The organism is Pseudomonas corrugata, assembly GCF_050920615.1.
GTDB classification, from domain to species: Bacteria; Pseudomonadota; Gammaproteobacteria; order Pseudomonadales; family Pseudomonadaceae; genus Aquipseudomonas; species Aquipseudomonas corrugata.
The window spans coordinates 4,255,002-4,271,896 of the sequence record NZ_CP130434.1 but is presented as its reverse complement, the minus strand read 5'-3'; the positions used below and the strand labels follow the sequence as shown (position 1 = coordinate 4,271,896).

16 protein-coding genes are annotated in these 16,895 nt (G+C 61.8%); 5 read left to right on the top strand and 11 right to left on the bottom strand.

Going from position 1 to position 16,895, the window contains the following annotated elements:
* The first annotated feature begins 194 nt into the window (after positions 1-194).
* Together QZH45_RS18530 and QZH45_RS18525 are read left to right on the top strand one after the other, a co-directional pair.
* On the top strand, positions 195-2,273 hold the full coding sequence (locus tag QZH45_RS18530) for a putative bifunctional diguanylate cyclase/phosphodiesterase (protein ID WP_024777371.1): 2,079 nt from the start codon (positions 195-197) through the stop codon (positions 2,271-2,273).
* 310 nt (positions 2,274-2,583) lie between these two features.
* Positions 2,584-2,892 (top strand): RcnB family protein, encoded by a 309-nt coding sequence (locus tag QZH45_RS18525; RefSeq protein ID WP_024777372.1) that lies wholly within the window; start codon positions 2,584-2,586, stop codon positions 2,890-2,892.
* 26 nt (positions 2,893-2,918) lie between these two features.
* Here the strand turns inward: QZH45_RS18525 and QZH45_RS18520 are convergent, their stop codons facing one another.
* Both QZH45_RS18520 and QZH45_RS18515 read right to left on the bottom strand, forming a co-directional pair.
* Positions 2,919-3,242, bottom strand: a complete 324-nt coding sequence (locus tag QZH45_RS18520; protein ID WP_024777373.1) for a protealysin inhibitor emfourin — start codon at positions 3,240-3,242, stop codon at positions 2,919-2,921.
* Positions 3,242-4,303: a M4 family metallopeptidase gene (locus tag QZH45_RS18515; RefSeq protein WP_053191049.1), complete on the bottom strand. Its 1,062-nt coding sequence runs from the start codon at positions 4,301-4,303 to the stop codon at positions 3,242-3,244. The genes QZH45_RS18520 and QZH45_RS18515 overlap by 1 nt, the downstream gene beginning before the upstream one ends.
* Positions 4,304-4,480: 177 nt before the next feature.
* Between QZH45_RS18515 and QZH45_RS18510 the strand changes: the two genes are divergently transcribed.
* A complete protein-coding gene (locus QZH45_RS18510) occupies positions 4,481-4,822 on the top strand; it encodes an FKBP-type peptidyl-prolyl cis-trans isomerase (RefSeq protein WP_055136086.1) in 342 nt (113 codons plus the stop codon).
* 15 nt (positions 4,823-4,837) lie between these two features.
* On the opposite strand, the gene QZH45_RS18505 is transcribed toward QZH45_RS18510, so the two are convergent.
* Positions 4,838-5,971 carry a cytochrome P450 gene (locus tag QZH45_RS18505; protein ID WP_055136084.1) on the bottom strand — a complete coding sequence of 378 codons (1,134 nt, stop codon included), beginning with the start codon at positions 5,969-5,971 and terminating at the stop codon, positions 4,838-4,840.
* Between the two features lie 82 nt (positions 5,972-6,053).
* On the opposite strand from QZH45_RS18505, the gene QZH45_RS18500 reads away from it, so the two are divergent.
* Positions 6,054-6,809, top strand: a complete 756-nt coding sequence (locus tag QZH45_RS18500; RefSeq protein ID WP_053191053.1) for an ArsR/SmtB family transcription factor — start codon at positions 6,054-6,056, stop codon at positions 6,807-6,809.
* 107 nt (positions 6,810-6,916) lie between these two features.
* Here the strand turns inward: QZH45_RS18500 and QZH45_RS18495 are convergent, their stop codons facing one another.
* The 5 genes from QZH45_RS18495 to QZH45_RS18475 all read right to left on the bottom strand — a co-directional run bounded on the left by QZH45_RS18495 (position 6,917) and on the right by QZH45_RS18475 (position 13,136).
* Positions 6,917-7,936: a branched-chain amino acid aminotransferase gene (locus tag QZH45_RS18495; RefSeq protein WP_024777378.1), complete on the bottom strand. Its 1,020-nt coding sequence runs from the start codon at positions 7,934-7,936 to the stop codon at positions 6,917-6,919.
* Between the two features lie 229 nt (positions 7,937-8,165).
* Positions 8,166-9,551 (bottom strand): dihydrolipoyl dehydrogenase, encoded by a 1,386-nt coding sequence (lpdA, locus tag QZH45_RS18490; RefSeq protein ID WP_024777379.1) that lies wholly within the window; start codon positions 9,549-9,551, stop codon positions 8,166-8,168.
* Positions 9,552-9,565: 14 nt separating this feature from the next.
* A complete protein-coding gene (locus QZH45_RS18485; RefSeq protein ID WP_024777380.1) occupies positions 9,566-10,840 on the bottom strand; it encodes a dihydrolipoamide acetyltransferase family protein in 1,275 nt (424 codons plus the stop codon).
* Positions 10,841-11,899 (bottom strand): alpha-ketoacid dehydrogenase subunit beta, encoded by a 1,059-nt coding sequence (locus QZH45_RS18480; RefSeq protein WP_024777381.1) that lies wholly within the window; start codon positions 11,897-11,899, stop codon positions 10,841-10,843.
* Between the two features lies 1 nt (position 11,900).
* A complete protein-coding gene (locus tag QZH45_RS18475; protein ID WP_024777382.1) occupies positions 11,901-13,136 on the bottom strand; it encodes a 3-methyl-2-oxobutanoate dehydrogenase (2-methylpropanoyl-transferring) subunit alpha in 1,236 nt (411 codons plus the stop codon).
* A 191-nt stretch (positions 13,137-13,327) separates the two neighbouring features.
* Between QZH45_RS18475 and bkdR the strand changes: the two genes are divergently transcribed.
* Positions 13,328-13,816 (top strand): Bkd operon transcriptional regulator BkdR, encoded by a 489-nt coding sequence (bkdR, locus tag QZH45_RS18470; RefSeq protein ID WP_003202929.1) that lies wholly within the window; start codon positions 13,328-13,330, stop codon positions 13,814-13,816.
* 132 nt (positions 13,817-13,948) lie between these two features.
* Here the strand turns inward: bkdR and QZH45_RS18465 are convergent, their stop codons facing one another.
* The 3 genes from QZH45_RS18465 to QZH45_RS18455 all read right to left on the bottom strand — a co-directional run bounded on the left by QZH45_RS18465 (position 13,949) and on the right by QZH45_RS18455 (position 16,847).
* Positions 13,949-14,818, bottom strand: coding sequence for an aldose 1-epimerase (locus QZH45_RS18465; RefSeq protein ID WP_024777383.1), 870 nt, complete (start codon positions 14,816-14,818; stop codon positions 13,949-13,951).
* Between the two features lie 221 nt (positions 14,819-15,039).
* Entirely contained in the window at positions 15,040-16,320 is a 1,281-nt protein-coding gene (locus QZH45_RS18460) for a TRAP transporter large permease (protein WP_024777384.1), read from the bottom strand.
* Positions 16,320-16,847, bottom strand: coding sequence for a TRAP transporter small permease (locus QZH45_RS18455; protein ID WP_024777385.1), 528 nt, complete (start codon positions 16,845-16,847; stop codon positions 16,320-16,322). Before QZH45_RS18455 ends, QZH45_RS18460 begins: the two co-directional genes overlap by 1 nt.
* Positions 16,848-16,895 lie beyond the last annotated feature (48 nt).

Here is a 16,895-nt window from a genome sequence, read left to right as displayed (position 1 = left end):
CTCAGTGGGAGCCGGCCTGCCCGCGAAGCGGTGGCACATCCAGTGACGATCTCCATACAGGCAAAGATGTCTTTCGTCGCAAATATTCCAAGGTTGATGGCTTTTTGATACTTCTTGCGAAGGGATTGGGTACAATCCCGGCCTCAACCGGGCATGGAGGCAATTCGCGTTTCAGCTACGAGAAAAAACTCCCCATGCTCATCGGCAGTTATTCCCCCGCCCTTGTTTCGATTTCCCTATTGGTAGCAATACTGGCGTCCTACACTGCGCTGGATCTGGCCGGGCGTATCGCTACCACCCGTGGCCATGCTGCCCACCTCTGGATGGCCGGTGGCGCGCTGGCGATGGGGGTGGGCATATGGTCCATGCATTTCATTGGCATGCTGGCATTCACCTTGCCGGTGGAGCTTGGCTACGATGTGTCGATCACCGCGCTGTCGTTGTTGATCGCCATCCTTTCCAGCGGTTTTGCCCTCTGGTTGGTCAGTCAGCCACGTTTGCCGGCCTGGCAGTTGGCTTTCGGCGCGCTGATCATGGGCGCCGGCATCAGCGCCATGCATTACACCGGCATGGCGGCCTTGCGGATGCAGCCGGGCATCGACTACGACCCGACGCTGTTCGGCGCTTCGCTGGTGATCGCGGTAGGGGCTTCCGCCGCGGCGTTGTGGATCGCCTTTCGCCTGCGCCACAACAGCCCCCATGTACGACTGGCCCGTGCCGGTGCCGCGGTGATCATGGGCATCGCCATTGTCGGCATGCATTACACCGGCATGGCCGGAGCACAGTTCAGGGAGGGCAGCTTCTGTGGTTCCCTCGACGGCTTGAGCGGTAAAGGCCTGGACAATGTGGTGCTGATCACGACGCTGGCGGTGCTGGCCATCGCCTTGCTGACGTCGATTCTCGACGCGCGCCTGGAAGCCCGCACCGCGGAACTGGCCCAATCGTTGACCCTGGCGAATCGGGAGCTGACTCAACTGGCCCTGCACGACCCTCTCACCGGATTGCCCAACCGAGTGCTGCTGGCCGACCGTATCGACCAAGCCATGCACCGGGTGCAGGAGCAGGGTGGCTGCTTCGCCTTGATGTTCATCGACCTGGACGGCTTCAAGCCGGTCAACGACGCCTTTGGCCATCACATGGGGGATTTACTGCTGCGGGACGTGGCCCTGCGCTTGCGCGAAGATTTGCGCAGCCATGACACCCTGGCGCGGATCGGTGGTGATGAATTTGTGCTGCTGGTGCAACTGGCCGAGCCTGACGATGCCTTGCGGCTGGCGGCGCGCCAGGTTGGGTTGATCGGCCGCACTTTCCGGGTCGCCGAGCATGATCTGCAGATTTCGGCCAGCGTCGGCATCGCGGTATTCCCGGGCAATGGTCTGAGCGCCGAAGAGTTGTTGATGAACGCCGACGCGGCGATGTACCACGCCAAAGGGGCCGGCAAGAACGGCTACAGCTTTTTCGATGTCTCGATGAACAGCAATGCCCGCAAGCAATTGCAGTTGCTGCAAGACTTGCGTATCGCCGTCGAACAGCGGCAGTTCAGCCTGCATTACCAACCCAAGTTCGACGCCGCCAACGGTCGTCCGGTCGGCGCCGAGGCGTTACTGCGCTGGCACCATCCGACCCAGGGCCTGTTGATGCCCGACACCTTCATCGACCTGGCGGAAAAGACCGGGCTGATCATTCCCATCGGCGAATGGGTATTGAATGAGGCCTGTCGCCAGATGCGTGAATGGTACGTGCTCGGTTATGCCGATTGGCGTATCGCTGTGAACCTGTCGGCCTTGCAGTTCTGCCACACCGGGCTGGTGCAGAGTGTCGCCAAGGCGCTGGAGATTCATCATCTGCTGCCCAACAACCTGACCCTGGAAATCACTGAAACCACCGCGATGAGCGACGCCGATGCCAGCATGACGGTGCTGCAGCAGCTTTCGGATATGGGGGTGGACCTGTCCATCGACGACTTCGGTACTGGCTACTCGAGCCTCATGTACCTCAAGCGACTGCCGGCCAACGAGCTGAAGATCGATCGCGGCTTCGTGCGCGACCTGGAACACGACAGTGACGACGCCGCCATCGTCTCGGCCATCGTCGCCCTCGGCCAGGCCCTTGGCCTGCGGATCGTCGCCGAAGGGGTTGAGACCGACGTACAACAGGACTTCCTGACCCAACTGGGCTGCGACTCGCTGCAAGGCTACCTGCTGGGCCACCCACTGCCGGCCGATCGCTTCCTGCAGAATATTCGCAAGGTGCCAGACTTGGCGGTGGTCTGAAACAGCATCGCCTGTGGGAGCGAGCCTGCTCGCGATAGCGATGGTTCAGTTGAGCCGTCATCGCGAGCAGGCTCGCCCCCACAGGGGGAGTCATGGTGCAGGAGACATCGAGTACGCCGCTGGACCTGTGGGAGCCGGGCTTGCCCGCGAAGGCGGCGGTTCATTCAACATCTTTGTGGCAGATACACCGCTTTCGCGAGCAAGCCCGCTCCCACAGGTTTTATGTACCTTGGTGGGTAGCTACAGTAAAAGGAATGATTCGCCGCTGTTGAAGTCGGAGATTCAGTACCTTGATAACTGGAGTCTTTCTATGCGCAAACCAACCCTGATCGCCAGCCTGGTCCTGATCGTCGGCCTTGGAGCCCTTGGGCCTGTCGCACAAGCGGTCGAGAAAACCGGGGATGCCTTGGAGCATTCGCCGAGCAATGGCCGCAGGCTGGTGGAGAACGACCGGGTACCCGCCGATTACCAGCGCGCGGACAGAGCGATGAAAGACTGGAAACAGAAGAAGCTCGAACAGCCGACAAACGACCAGCAATGGGTGCATATCGACGACAAGTATTTGCTGATCGAAATCGTGTCCGGCGCGATCGTCAAGATCGTTCCGGCCACGCGTTAGGCTCTGTGTGAAAAGTCTTTAGGACTTCAGAGCACTTCTCCTTTGTCCCACAAGTGAACCAGCTCGCCGGGTGCCCGGTCCTCGGGCACTTGTAACACCATTTCATTGTCCTGATCGTCAGTGCGATAGCGTACTTCGATCTGGAAGAAGCGTTGATCCCCCTGACCCGAGGTGGAGGAGGTCAGCGGCAGGCAACCCTCCAGAACCGAATGGATGCGCGTGCGCTGGTCGAGGTCGCATTGGGCGAATTCGATTTCCCGCGGGCGGGTCAAGGCATGGATCGCTGCCACGCCGCCCTGGCGTGACAGGCGCACCACGGCGTGGTCGCCAAGGTCTGGAAGGGTTTTCATCAGCTTTCCTCGGTCAGGTTGACGCCGACCTGGGCCCAGCCGTCCTGTACCGCGCGTACCTCCCGCTCGCCAAAACGTCGGCGGGCATGCTCGACGGTCAGGTGGGCGAAGGCACTGAAGGTTGCGTCGTTGGCCAGTTTCCTGTCGCACAATGTTTCATACCAGATCCGCCCGGCCTTTTCCCAGGCAAATCCGCCCAGTGCGGTGGCTATCAGATAGAAGGCGCGGTTGGGAATACCGGAGTTGATGTGCACACCACCGTTGTCCTCGCGAGTGATGACGAATTGGCGCATGTGCGCGGGCTGCGGGTCCTTGCCCAGGAGCGGGTCATCGTACGCGGTGCCAGGATTGGCCATGCTGCGCAGGCCATCGCCGTTGATCTTGTCGGTGAGCAGGTCGGCGCCGATCAGCCAGTCTGCCTGGTCGGCAGTCTGTTCGAGGACGAACTGTTTGACCAGCACACCGAACACATCGGACATGGACTCGTTCAGGGCGCCGGACTGATTGGCATAGATCAACCCGGCTTCGCTTTCAGTAACGCCATGGGCCAGCTCATGGGCCACGACGTCCAGGGACCGGGTAAAGCGCTGGAAAATTTCCCCGTCGCCGTCGCCAAAAACCATCTGCGCGCCGTTCCAGAAGGCGTTTTCGTAGCCTTCGCCATAATGCACGCTGCCCACCAGGGCGAAGCCTTTGTTGTCGATGGAGTCACGGCCCAGGACTTTCCAGAAGAAGTCATAGGTGGCGCCCAGGGCGTTGTAGGCCTCGTCCACTGCCGCATCGCCACTGGCTGGTTGGCCCTCGAGGCGTATGGGCTGACCGGGCAGTTCCATTCTGTTCTGTGCGTCGTGCACGCTACGCTGGGGGTGTCCGGCCTTGTCCGGCTTGGCTGGCGCAGCGGTGGCGGCAGGGTTGTGGGGCGGACCCGGGTTGTGCCGCAGGCTGCGCACATGGGTCAGGGTGCCGAGGGCACAGGAACGTTGTTGTTCGGAACCGTGGGCGATGATGCGATTGAGAATATAGGGAGGAATGAAGCCATGGGGCGCACGAGAGTCGATCATCAGAACATCCTTATCTGAATACAGGGTCGATACCCATGTGAACCGACGCGGACGCTGTGGTTCCCTCCTGTTCACGGGGTTCATCTGCAGGCGCAGACTGAGCCCACAGGCCGTTGGAGTTGCCAGGCGCGCTGATTTCTGCGAAAACCCGCGCCTGGAAATCACACGGTAATGCTCATGAACGAAGCACTGCAGATCATCGACCTGGAACAGGGCGATGGCAAAAGCGTAGTCAAAGGTGCGCTGATTACGACGCAATACCGCGGCACCCTCGAGGACGGCACCGAGTTCGATTCGTCCTACAGTCGCGGCAAACCTTTCCAGTGCGTGATCGGAACCGGACGCGTCATCAAGGGCTGGGACCTGGGCCTGATGGGTATGAAGGTCGGTGGTAAGCGCAAGCTGCTGGTGCCGGCGCACTTGGCCTATGGCGAGCGATCCATGGGTGCCCACATCAAGCCCAACGCCAACCTCATCTTTGAAATCGAACTGCTGGAAGTGCTGACCAGGGACGACTGATGGCGCTGGGGCACGTCAAGGTGCTTGGGTGCCTGGTCGGTCGCTGAACATCGGGATGCGTCCGTTGATCGAGGGGCGGTAGCTCCAGGTCAAACGGTCCCATCGCGGTTCTCGTTCAAGCATCGCTTGGAGTGTGGCGTGGGCGATGCTCAGCGCCAGGGTTTGCCCGGGACATTCATGACGCCCGGTTCCGAAGCTGAAACTGCGACGGTTCGGGCGATCCAGCAAGAAGTCATCCGGTTGCGGGTTGAGCCGCGGGTCATGGTTGGCCGAGGCCAGCAGCACCAGGATTACTTCGCCGGGGTTCAGTGTCGTGCCCAGGATCTCGCAGGGGGCGGCGACGAAGCGGCGGGTGTTTTGCACGCCAGGGTCGAAGCGCTGGACCTCGGCCAGCAACAGACTGATCCGCTTGGGATCGGCCATGACTGCCCGGCGCAACGCCGGATCGCGGATCAGCGCCAGTAATGTGTTGCCGATCAAGCCCGCCGTGGCTTCAAAGGTTTGCGAAAGCAGGCCGATCAGGTTGGCGATCAGGCTGTCGGGGTCGGTTGCCAAGCCTCGGCATATACTCGCCAGCAAGGGGGTATGCGGCGCCTCGATGCGTTCCCGGAAAAGTGCTTCCAATCGCTCGGTGGCCCGGTGCGCCACTTGCAACTGGGTCGCTTGACTCAAGGGCGACAGGCAGGCGACGAAATCCCCCGTCAGCGCACTGACCAGGCGGCTTTGCGTTGGACTGAAGCCCAGTAGTGTGGCTATTACACTGGTCGGTCCGACGAATTGTCCATGGTGCAGACCTTCGGCGGCCTCCGTGATGACAGGGGCCCTGACCAGTGTTTCCACCTGTTGCGGATCGATGTCCTGCAACGCCGGTGCAATCACCGATCGGGGGCAGTGCTGGCGCTCGCCTTCGTTCATGCGCATCAGGCGTCCGAATACCCGGCCGGCAGGGCCATCGGCAATGGCTTTCGGCACGGGTTCGTGGGCCGGGCGCACATGGCAATCGGGGTGGCGCAGCACGGCGCACACCGCTTCGGCGCTGCTGGCGATCCACAGTGTCAGGTGAGCGTCGAATGTCAGCCCGCCCAGGGCTCGCAGGCTGGCGTAGTAAGGGTAGGGGTCGGGATGGGTCGCGACGGTGATCGGATCCATGAAGCGCTGCCTTGTTCGTGAGGGCGAAAGTGTTGCTACTATCTCCAGCTGATACATGGCTTGATTCGTCCGGGAGCGAAATATGAACGCAGAGCACTCAGATATCGGTGTGTCCCAGGTGGCTGCGGCCATTGCCGAACCGGCGCGTACCCGGATGCTCTGTTCGTTGATGGACGGCCATGCCCGCACCAGTACGGAATTGGCAAGCATTGCCGAGGTCAGCGCCTCCACTGCCAGTGCCCATCTGGCGAAGCTCAAGGACCTGGCCCTGGTCCGTCTGCATGTCCAGGGTCGCCATCGCTACTACAGCCTGGCGGACAAGCGTGTCGCCCAGGCTCTGGAAGCGCTGATGGTGATCGGTCAGAAGCCCGCGCCGGCTTTTGTGTCGCGTACCCCGGATCGCCTGCAATTCGCCCGCACCTGCTATGACCACATGGCCGGCACCCTGGCGGTACGGTTGCATGACCGCATGATCGAAGCCGGGTGGTTGGTGGAGGTGGAGGGGCAGGATTATCGGCTGAGCGAATCCGGCAAGATGCTGTTCGAGGCGTTAGGCATTGACGCCCAGGCCCTGGCCAGTGAACGACGCCGATTCGCCTGCCCGTGCCTGGACTGGAGCATGCGTCGGCCGCATCTGGGCGGTGCCTTGGGGGCGGCGTTGTTGCAACTGGCGATCAAGCGCCAGTGGGTGATCCAGGATCTGGACAGCCGGGCGTTGGCAGTGACGGCCAAGGGGCGCCGGGAAATGCCCGGGCGATTGGGTGTCAGTGCGCAGAGGGATGTCGAACCCGCCGGCGCTATCGCGAGCAGGCTCGCTCCCACAGTGGATTTGCGTTGAACGCAAGCCTCATGACCACTGAGAATCCCTGTGGGAGCGAGCCTGCTCGCGATGGCGTCATCAGCAGCACCGCCACGCGGGGGAGCAAGCCCCCCGGTACAATCGGATCAGACCTTGACGATCCAGCCAGCCGGCGCCTCAACGTCGCCGGTCTGCACGCCAGTCAGCTCTTTATAGAGCTTCTGGGTGATCGGGCCGACTTCGGTTTCGCTGTGGAACACGTGCAGCTTGTCCTTGTAGCTGATGCCTCCGATCGGGGTGATTACCGCCGCGGTACCGCAAGCGCCAGCTTCCTTGAAGTCCGACAGCTTGTCGATGAACACATCACCTTCAACCACTTCCAGGCCCAGACGGGTCTTGGCCAGCTCGATCAGCGACAGGCGGGTGATGCCCGGCAGGACTGACGGGGAGTTGGGCGTGACGAATTTGTTGTCATGGGTGATGCCGAAGAAGTTGGCCGAGCCGACTTCTTCGATTTTCGAATGGGTCAGCGGGTCGAGGTAGATGCAGTCGGCGAAGCTGGCCTTCTTGGCCAGGGAGCCGGGCATCAGGCTGGCGGCATAGTTGCCACCGACCTTGGCGGCGCCGGTGCCTTGTGGGGCGGCGCGGTCGAAGCTGGAAATCAGGAAGTTGTGCGGGGTCAGGCCGCCTTTGAAGTAGGCACCGACCGGAATGCAGAACACCGAGAAAATGAACTCGGGTGCGGTGCGCACGCCGATGTTGTCACCCACACCGATCACGAAGGGGCGCAGGTACAGCGCGCCGCCGGTGCCGTAAGGTGGAATGAAGCGCTCGTTGGCACGAACCACTTGCTTGCAGGCGTCGATGAACTGCTCGGTGTCGACGTGTGGCATCAGCAGGCGGGCGCAGCTGCGCTGCATGCGGGCGGCGTTCTGGTCCGGGCGGAACAGGTTGATCGAACCGTCCTTGCAGCGGTAGGCCTTGAGGCCTTCGAAGCACTGCTGGCCGTAGTGCAGGGCAGTGGAGCCCTCGCTGATGTGCAGCACGTTGTCGTCGGTCAGGGTGCCGGTGTCCCAGGCACCATTGCGCCAGTGCGACAGGTAGCGCTTGTCGGTCTTGATGTAGTCAAAGCCCAGCTTGTCCCAATTGATGCTCTCGTTACCCATGACACCCTCTATATCTTCATAACCGTCGAAACGGTCAAGGCTTCTGACGTTTTTTGGATGGGGACAACAATACTTCATTCCGGGGGTATTTCGCAGCCTCACTCGCATGATTGTTCCCACGCTCCGCGTGGGAATACTTCAACGGACGCTCCGCGTTCGGCTTTGGGACGCGGAGCGTCCCTGGCTGCATTCCCACGCGGAGCGTGGGAACGATCCCCAGGTCGCTATCTCACAGATGTAACGCATGCCCCAATGCCCGCAGCGCCGCTTCCTGTACCGCCTCGCCGAGCGTCGGATGGGCGTGGATGGTGCCGGCGATGTCTTCCAGCCGTGCGCCCATTTCCAGGGACTGGCCAAACGCGGTGGACAGTTCCGAGACGCCGACGCCGACCGCTTGCCAGCCGACGATCACATGGTTGTCCCGACGCGCTACTACCCGTACGAAACCACTCTTCGATTCCAGCGTCATCGCCCGACCGTTGGCGGCGAACGGGAAGCTGGAAACGATGCAATCCAGGCCGGCTGCCTTGGCCTCGTCCGGTGTCTTGCCCACCACCACCAGCTCTGGATCGGTAAAGCACACTGCAGGGATGGCCGCCGGGGCGAATTCGCGCGCCTTGCCGGCGATCAGTTCGGCAACCATTTCGCCCTGGGCCATGGCCCGGTGGGCGAGCATCGGTTCGCCGCTCAGGTCGCCGATAGCCCAGACGTTGCGCATGCTGGTCTGGCAGCGGCTGTCGATTTTCACTGCCGAACCGTTCATCGTCAGGTCCAGGGCCTCGAGATTCCAGCCCTGGATATTGGGCTTGCGACCGACCGCCACCAGGACCCGGTCGGTGGCCAGGTTCAAGGTATCGCCGGCGGGGTCACGCACTTGCAACATGCTGGCCTGGGCGTCGAAACCCTCGACGCTGTGCTTGAGGTACAACTTCACGCCCAATTGCTTGAGCGCCTCATGCACCGGCTGGGTCAGCTCGCCGTCGTAGGCCGGCAGGATCCGTTCCTGGGCTTCCACGACGCTGACTTCGGCACCGAGCTTGCGGTAGGCAATACCCAATTCCAGGCCGATGTAACCGCCACCGACCACTACCAGATGCTTGGGCAGCGAGGTCGGGGCGAGGGCTTCGGTGGAAGACACGATGGGGCCACCGATGGGCAGCATCGGCAGGTCGACGCTTTTCGAGCCGGTCGCCAGCAGCAGGTGTTCGCACAGGATGCGGGTATCGCCGACTTCAACGGTCTTGCCATCGATGATTTTGGCCCAGCCGTGAATGACCTGGACCTTGTGCTTTTTCAGCAGTGTCGCAACGCCGGTGGTCAGGCGATCGACGATGCCGTTCTTCCATTCCACGCTCTTGTCGATGTCCAGCACCGGCGCCGACACCGTGATACCCAGGGCAGAGCCCTGGCTATGGTGTCTTGCCTGATGAAACTGTTCGGCCACATGGATCAGCGCCTTGGACGGAATGCAGCCGATGTTCAGGCAAGTCCCGCCCAGTGCCTGGCCTTCTACGAGAATGGTCGGAATGCCCAACTGGCCAGCGCGGATCGCCGCTACGTAACCGCCAGGGCCACCGCCAATGATCAGCAGGGTGGTGTTCAAAGTCTGTTGCATGCCTGCTCCTGGTATCAGTCCACAAACAAGGTGGCGGGTTGTTCAAGCAGGCCACGCATGGCCTGGATGAATTGCGCAGCATCCATGCCGTCGACCACCCGGTGATCGAAGGAGCTGGAGAGGTTCATCATCTTGCGGATCACCACCTGGCCCTTGATGACCACGGGCCGCTCGACGATTTTGTTCACGCCGACGATCGCCACTTCCGGCAGGTTCAGCACCGGAGTGCTGACGATCCCGCCCAGCGCGCCGAGGCTGGTCAGGGTGATGGTCGAGCCGGACAGTTCGTCGCGGCTGGCCTTGCCATTGCGGGCCGCCGTGGCCAGGCGTGCGATCTCCGCCGCGCTGTCCCACAGGCTGCGGGTCTCGGCATGACGCACCACCGGCACCATCAGGCCGACGTCGCTCTGGGTCGCAACACCGACGTGCACTGCACCGGATCGGGTGATGACCTGGGCTTCGTCGTCATAGCGCGCGTTCATCTGCGGGAAGTCCCGCAAGGCCACAACCAGCGCCCGCACCAGGAATGGCAGCAAGGTCAGCTTGCCACGGCTGGCGCCGTGTTTTTCATTCAGGTGAACCCGCAGCTCTTCGAGGGCGGTAACGTCGATTTCCTCGACATAGCTGAAATGGGCGGCGCGTTGGGTGGCTTCCTGCATGCGCTGGGCGATCTTGCGCCGCATGCCGATCACCGGGATCTGCTGCTCGTCGTGGCGTTCGGTGTAGCCTGAGCCGCCCTTGGCTGGCGTCGAGGGGCCTTGGGCCAGATACGCTTCCAGGTCCTCGTGCAGTACCCGGCCGGCAGGGCCGCTGCCCTGGACCAGACGCAGTTGGATGCCCAGGTCCAGGGCGTGTTTGCGCACAGCTGGCGAGGCCAGGGGGCGCTCGTCGGGATTGCGGGCCACGGGGGCCTGGGGTTGCTGGGCCGGGCGGGGTGCGGCGGCAGGTTTTTCCGCCAGCGGCTCAGGCGCTTTGGGCGGTGCGGGCTCGGCGGCTGGAGTCGCAGCCGCAGCCGGTGGCTGTGCCGATTCCTTCAGGTTGCCGGCACCTTCCACTTCGATACGGATCAGTTCGCTGCCCACCGCCATGACTTCACCCGGCTCACCACCCAGGGCGATGACCCGGCCATGCACCGGTGAAGGAATGTCCACCATGGCCTTGTCAGTCATGACATCGGCCAGGACCTGATCCTCGGTCACCAGGTCTCCAACCTTGACGTGCCATGCCGCCAATTCTACTTCCGCGATGCCTTCGCCGATGTCCGGCATCTTGATAACGTGCGTGCCCATTCAGACCTCCATGACCCGTTTCAACGCCGCGCCCACACGGGACGGCCCTGGGAAATACGCCCACTCTTGCGCGTGCGGGTAGGGAGTATCCCAACCGGTGACACGCTCGATAGGGGCTTCCAGGTGATGGAAGCAGTGTTCCTGGACCAGCGACACCAGCTCGGCACCGAAGCCGCAGGTACGGGTGGCTTCGTGGACGATCACGCAACGGCCGGTCTTCTTCACCGACTTGACGATGGTGTCCAGGTCCAGCGGCCACAGGCTGCGCAGGTCGATGACCTCGGCATCGATGCCGGTTTCCTCGGCGGCGGCCTGGGACACGTACACCGTGGTGCCGTAGGTGAGGACGGTCACGTCCTTGCCAGGGCGGGTGATGGCGGCGACATCCAGCGGTACCGTGTAATAGCCGTCGGGTACTTGTGCTGTCGGGTGTTTCGACCACGGCGTTACCGGACGGTCGTGGTGGCCGTCGAATGGGCCGTTATACAGGCGCTTGGGTTCGAGAAAGATCACCGGGTCATCGTTCTCGATGGAGGCGATCAGCAGGCCCTTGGCGTCATAAGGGTTCGATGGCATCACAGTGCGCAGGCCGCAGACCTGGGTGAACATTGCCTCGATGCTCTGGCTGTGGGTCTGGCCGCCATAGATGCCGCCGCCGCAGGGCATGCGCAAGGTCATCGGCGCGGTGAACTCGCCGGCCGAGCGATAGCGCAGGCGCGCCGCTTCGGAAATGATCTGGTCGGAGGCCGGGTAGACGTAGTCGGCGAACTGGATCTCGGCCACCGGTCGCAATCCGTAGGCGCCCATGCCCACGGCCACGCCGACGATGCCGCTTTCGGAGATCGGCGCATCGAACACTCGCGAGGTGCCGTATTTGTTCTGCAGGCCTTCGGTGCAGCGGAACACGCCGCCGAAGTAACCCACGTCCTGGCCGAACACCACGACGTTGTCGTCGCGCTCGAGCATCACGTCCATGGCCGAGCGCAGGGCCTGGATCATGGTCATGGTGGTAGTGGTCATGGCGGTATCCAGCGCAATAGTGTTGTTGTGATCGTTCATGTCAGATCCCCAACTGCTGACGCTGGCGCTTCAAGTGCTCCGGCATCTCTTTGTAGACGTCTTCGAACATTGTCGCGGCGCTCGGCACCTGGCCGCCGGCGAGGGTGCCGTACTGTTCCGCTTCCTTCTGGGCCGCGATGATCTGGGCCTCCAGCTCGGCGGTGACGGCGGCGTGCTCTTCTTCCGACCATTGGCCGATGCGGATCATGTGCTGCTTGAGACGGGCAATCGGGTCGCCCAGCGGGAAATGACTCCAGTCATCGGCAGGACGGTACTTGGAGGGATCGTCGGAGGTGGAGTGCGGACCGGCGCGGTAGGTGACCCATTCGATCAGAGTCGGCCCGAGGTTGCGACGGGCGCGTTCAGCGGCCCAGCGCGAGGCGGCATAGACGGCCATGAAGTCGTTGCCGTCGACCCGCAGCGAGGCGATGCCACAACCGACGCCGCGTCCGGCGAAGGTGGTGGCTTCACCGCCGGCAATGGCCTGGAAGGTGGAGATTGCCCACTGGTTGTTGACCACGTTGAGGATCACCGGCGCCCGATAGACGTGGGCGAAAGTGAGGGCGGTGTGGAAGTCCGACTCGGCGGTGGCGCCGTCACCGATCCAGGCCGACGCGATCTTGGTGTCGCCCTTGATCGCCGACGCCATGCCCCAACCCACACCCTGGATGAACTGCGTGGCGAGGTTGCCGGAAATGGTGAAGAAGCCGGCTTCCTTGACCGAATACATGATCGGCAGTTGGCGGCCCTTGAGCGGGTCCCGCTCGTTGGACAGCAGTTGGCAGATCATGTCCACCAAAGACACGTCACGGGCCATCAGGATGCTTTGCTGGCGATAGGTAGGGAAGCACATGTCGTCGATGTTCAGCGCCAGGGCCTGGCCGCTGCCGATGGCTTCCTCGCCGAGGCTCTGCATGTAGAACGACATCTTTTTCTGGCGTTGGGCGACCACCATGCGGTTGTCGTAGATCCGCGTCTTGAGCATGGCGCGCATGCCCTTGCGCAGAATGTCGAGGGGCACGTCTTCGGCCCATGGACCGTGGGCATTGCCCTGGTCGTCGAGCACGCGGATCAGGCTTCGGGCCAGGTCGGCGGTATCGGAAGGCTCAACATCGATGGACGGTTTGCGCACCGTGCCCGCATCGCTCAGATGCAGGTAGGAGAAGTCGGTCTTGCAGCCGGGACGGCCCGAAGGTTCAGGGACGTGCAGGCGTAGCGGTTCGTACGCTGGGTTCATGGCTTTCTACGCTCGATCTTGTGAATTTCTTGTAGTGGGCGCGCTAGCTGACAAGTCTCCCGGGTACGGAGAATTGTCCTACAACAATCATAGGCTCGACCGTGAAGAATATTTTTCTCTGTTGGCTTGCTGTTCGGACTATTTGCAGATAAAAAATCTGCACAACGATAAAAAACAGGAATATCTGTCTCATGCGTAAACTGGATCGCACCGACATCGGCATTCTGAACAGCCTTCAGGAGAACGCCCGCATCACCAACGCCGATCTTGCCCGCTCGGTCAACCTTTCGCCGACGCCGTGCTTCAACCGCGTACGGGCCATGGAGGAGTTGGGAGTGATCCGCGAGCAAGTCACGCTGCTGGACGCCGATCTGCTGGGCCTGCACGTCAATGTATTCATCCACGTCAGCCTGGAGAAGCAGGTGGAGGAGGCTCTGCAGCATTTCGAAGAGGCGATCTCCGATCGACCCGAGGTGATGGAGTGCTACCTGATGGCGGGCGATCCGGATTACCTGATCCGCGTGCTGGTGCCGACGATCCAGTCCCTGGAGCGGTTCATGATGGACTTCCTGACCAAGGTCCCGGGGGTAGCAAATATCCGCTCCAGCTTTGCGCTCAAGCAGGTTCGCTACAAGACGGCGTTGCCGCTGCCGGCGAATGGATTGACCTTGGGTACCTGAACATCAATGGATAGCCGCAATCCCTGTGGGAGCGCTCCGTAGCTTAGTGAGGGCCCAAGACGTCCTGCAAATGCAGTCTCAGGAGCGAAAGATCGCAGCTTTGCAACTCCCATGGGCGTGGTCAGCAGGAATTCACAGCAGCCGGCACTGCATCGAAAACCCCAGCGCCACCGACTGCCCTTGCTCCAGCAGGCGCAACCCCGGTCGTGCTGGCAAGTGGTGGGCGTTGACCGGGTGGCTGACCGGTTCAATGCAGAAGAAGTCCAGGCCCACGGGGCAGTACAATAGGAAGTAATCGCTACCGCTGGCCCGGCATTCCAGTGCATAGCCAAGGTCGGGTTGCTCAATCAGGCAGTGTCCGTCCCAACCGCCGAAACCATTGTCCACGAGGGTATCCGGCAGGACGCGAGGCTGCTGGAAGTCCCAGTGCGCGGGAACATCGCTCAGTTCCGTCGGCAGCTTCGTGGCATCACACAGCCAGACGTTGGTGGCACGGGTCTGCAGGCGGGTAGCAGCGGTGCGCGGAAAGTAGGGATGCAAGCCCAACCCATGCCAGGCCGCCTGTTCGGCCAGGTGGGTGACGTGCATCGAGATCTGCAAGTGGCCATCGTCCAGGCGGATTCGCAGGCTGGCGCAGTAGGCGAACGGGTATTGGCTGTGCAGTTGCAGCAACGCCTCTTGAGGGCCTTGCTCGATCACCTGCCACGCTTGTTGCCAGGCGCTGCCGTGAATTGGCAAAGGGTCGTTGGGGCTGTTGGTCTCCAGTGCCAGCCAGCCACCGGGGCAATCGAAGCCGCCGTTGGCAATCCGGTTCGACCAGGGAATCAATGGAAAACAGCCGAGTTTCCCGGGCAGGCGGTTTTCCAGTGCTTGTGGTGCGGGTGGCCGCAGCAAGGGATGACCGTCGCTGCGCAAGGTCCAACTGACCAGGCTGGCACCCAGGTGTGGCGCCACGGTGAGGCGGGTCAACTTGTCTTCGAGGTGTAATAGGGGGGGCGTCATGATCATCTTGCCTGCTGAGGAGAAGGTCTAATGCGAACGCTGTTGTGGCGAGGGGATTTCGCGAAACGTCGCACCGCCCCGCTGGGCTGCACAGCAGCCCCATCACAGCAGACTCAATCTGTCTGACACACCGAGTCGGGAGGTTTTGGAGCTGCTGCGCAGCCCAGCGGGGCGGTGCGACGTTTCGATGAATCCCCTCGCCACAAGGGGATTGCTTCGAGTTACAACACCAGATGCGGCAGCCACAGCGAGATCGCAGGGATATAGGTCACGGCCAGCAGTACCAGGAACAGCATGCCGTAGAAGGGCAGCAGCGCCTTGACGGTGGATTCAATGCTCACCTTGCCGATAGCCGAGCCGACGAACAGCACCGCACCCACCGGTGGCGTAATCAGGCCGATACCCAGGTTCACCAGCATGATCATGCCGAACTGTACCGGGTCCACACCGATGCCCATGATTACCGGCATCAGGATTGGCGTCAGGATCAGGATCAGTGGCGCCATGTCCATCACGGTGCCGAGGATCAGCAGCATCGCGTTGATGCACATCAGGATCACATAGCGGTTGTCGGAGATGGTCAGGAACAGGGTGGTGATCTTCGCCGGGATCTGCATCAACGTCATGATGTAGCCGAAGCTGGCGGCGAAGCCGATCAGGATCATCACGATGGAGATGGTGCGTACCGTGCGATGCATCAGTTTGGGCAACTCGCTCCATTTGTAGTCGCGATAGATGCACATGGTCACGAAGAATGCCCAGATTACGGCGATGGCTGCTGATTCAGTGGCGGTGAACACACCCGACAGAATGCCGCCAAGGATGATGAACATGGTCATCATGCCCCACATGGCTTCCCGGCAGATTTTCAGCGCTTGCTTGAGGGGAATCACTTCGCCCTTGGGGTAATTGCGCTTCTTCGCGAAGATCAGGCACAGCGCCATCAGGCATGCATTCATCAGCAGGCCGGGTACGATACCTGCCATGAACAGTGCTCCGATGGAAACCGTCCCGCCGGCTGCCAGGGAGTACAACACCGCGTTGTGGCTTGGCGGGGTCAGCAACGCCTGGACCGAGCCACTGACGGTGACCGCCGTGGAGAATTCCCGTGGGTAGCCGCGGCGTTCCATTTCAGGGATCAGCACTGAACCAACCGAGGCGGTGTCGGCCACCGAAGACCCGGAGATTGCACCGAAGAAGGTCGATGCCATGAGGTTGACCAGCGACAGGCCGCCGCGCACGAACCCGACCAGAACACCGGCGAAAGCCACCAGGCGGCGAGACATGCCGCCTTCGGCCATGATTGCACCTGCCAGCACGAAGAAGGGAATGGCCAGCAGGGAGAACTTGTTCACCCCACCCGCCACCTGAATCATCACGGCCTGATACGGAATATCGATCCACCATGCGCCGATCAGGGCGGCAGCGCCCAGTGCATAGGCGACCGGCATGCCGATCAGGACCAATACGAAAAAACTGCCCAGCAGAATCAGAGCGTCCATTAAGCGGCACCTTCGTTTTCTTCAACCAGGTCGAACTGCACGACCCGACGCTGGCTTTGATCACCCAGCAAGAGTTTTTCCAGGACAAACACCAATGTCAGGCAACCACCGATCGGAATGGGCATATATGTGATGCCGACCCGCAGGGTGGGAAGGGCGCTCATGAACTGGTTCCACGTGGCGATGCACAGTTTGGTGCCGCCGACGATCATGAAAAGGCAGATCGCAGCCATCAGTAATTGGGAGACTACCGAGCAGATGACTTTCAAGGCGGGAGGCATGCGATTGGTGAGCATGTCCACGGCCATGTGTGCGCCAGCGCGATAGCTGGCGGCGGCGCCGATGAATGTGAAAACGATCATCAGCAAGATGGCGGTGGGTTCCGGCCAGCTCGAGCCGCTACCCAACACGTAGCGGGCAAAAACACCCCAGGGAATCATTAGCGCAATTGCCAGGACAGAGAGACCGGCGACCCAGATGCAAGTCATGTAGATCGTGTCATTGATACGCAGCAGTAAATTCTTCATCGGGTTCCACCGTAACCGGGCGCGCCGGGAGATATCCGGCGCGCCAGG

What these genes read in the sequence shown, in the direction of transcription:
- QZH45_RS18530 (WP_024777371.1), top strand. Translation starts at nt 195, where the DNA reads ATGCTCATCGGCAGTTATTCCCCCGCCCTTGTTTCGATTTCCCTATTG.
- QZH45_RS18525 (WP_024777372.1), top strand. Translation starts at nt 2,584, where the DNA reads ATGCGCAAACCAACCCTGATCGCCAGCCTGGTCCTGATCGTCGGCCTT.
- QZH45_RS18520 (WP_024777373.1), bottom strand. Translation starts at nt 3,242, where the DNA reads ATGAAAACCCTTCCAGACCTTGGCGACCACGCCGTGGTGCGCCTGTCA.
- QZH45_RS18515 (WP_053191049.1), bottom strand. Translation starts at nt 4,303, where the DNA reads ATGATCGACTCTCGTGCGCCCCATGGCTTCATTCCTCCCTATATTCTC.
- QZH45_RS18510 (WP_055136086.1), top strand. Translation starts at nt 4,481, where the DNA reads ATGAACGAAGCACTGCAGATCATCGACCTGGAACAGGGCGATGGCAAA.
- QZH45_RS18505 (WP_055136084.1), bottom strand. Translation starts at nt 5,971, where the DNA reads ATGGATCCGATCACCGTCGCGACCCATCCCGACCCCTACCCTTACTAC.
- QZH45_RS18500 (WP_053191053.1), top strand. Translation starts at nt 6,054, where the DNA reads ATGAACGCAGAGCACTCAGATATCGGTGTGTCCCAGGTGGCTGCGGCC.
- QZH45_RS18495 (WP_024777378.1), bottom strand. Translation starts at nt 7,936, where the DNA reads ATGGGTAACGAGAGCATCAATTGGGACAAGCTGGGCTTTGACTACATC.
- lpdA (WP_024777379.1), bottom strand. Translation starts at nt 9,551, where the DNA reads ATGCAACAGACTTTGAACACCACCCTGCTGATCATTGGCGGTGGCCCT.
- QZH45_RS18485 (WP_024777380.1), bottom strand. Translation starts at nt 10,840, where the DNA reads ATGGGCACGCACGTTATCAAGATGCCGGACATCGGCGAAGGCATCGCG.
- QZH45_RS18480 (WP_024777381.1), bottom strand. Translation starts at nt 11,899, where the DNA reads ATGAACGATCACAACAACACTATTGCGCTGGATACCGCCATGACCACT.
- QZH45_RS18475 (WP_024777382.1), bottom strand. Translation starts at nt 13,136, where the DNA reads ATGAACCCAGCGTACGAACCGCTACGCCTGCACGTCCCTGAACCTTCG.
- bkdR (WP_003202929.1), top strand. Translation starts at nt 13,328, where the DNA reads ATGCGTAAACTGGATCGCACCGACATCGGCATTCTGAACAGCCTTCAG.
- QZH45_RS18465 (WP_024777383.1), bottom strand. Translation starts at nt 14,818, where the DNA reads ATGACGCCCCCCCTATTACACCTCGAAGACAAGTTGACCCGCCTCACC.
- QZH45_RS18460 (WP_024777384.1), bottom strand. Translation starts at nt 16,320, where the DNA reads ATGGACGCTCTGATTCTGCTGGGCAGTTTTTTCGTATTGGTCCTGATC.
- QZH45_RS18455 (WP_024777385.1), bottom strand. Translation starts at nt 16,847, where the DNA reads ATGAAGAATTTACTGCTGCGTATCAATGACACGATCTACATGACTTGC.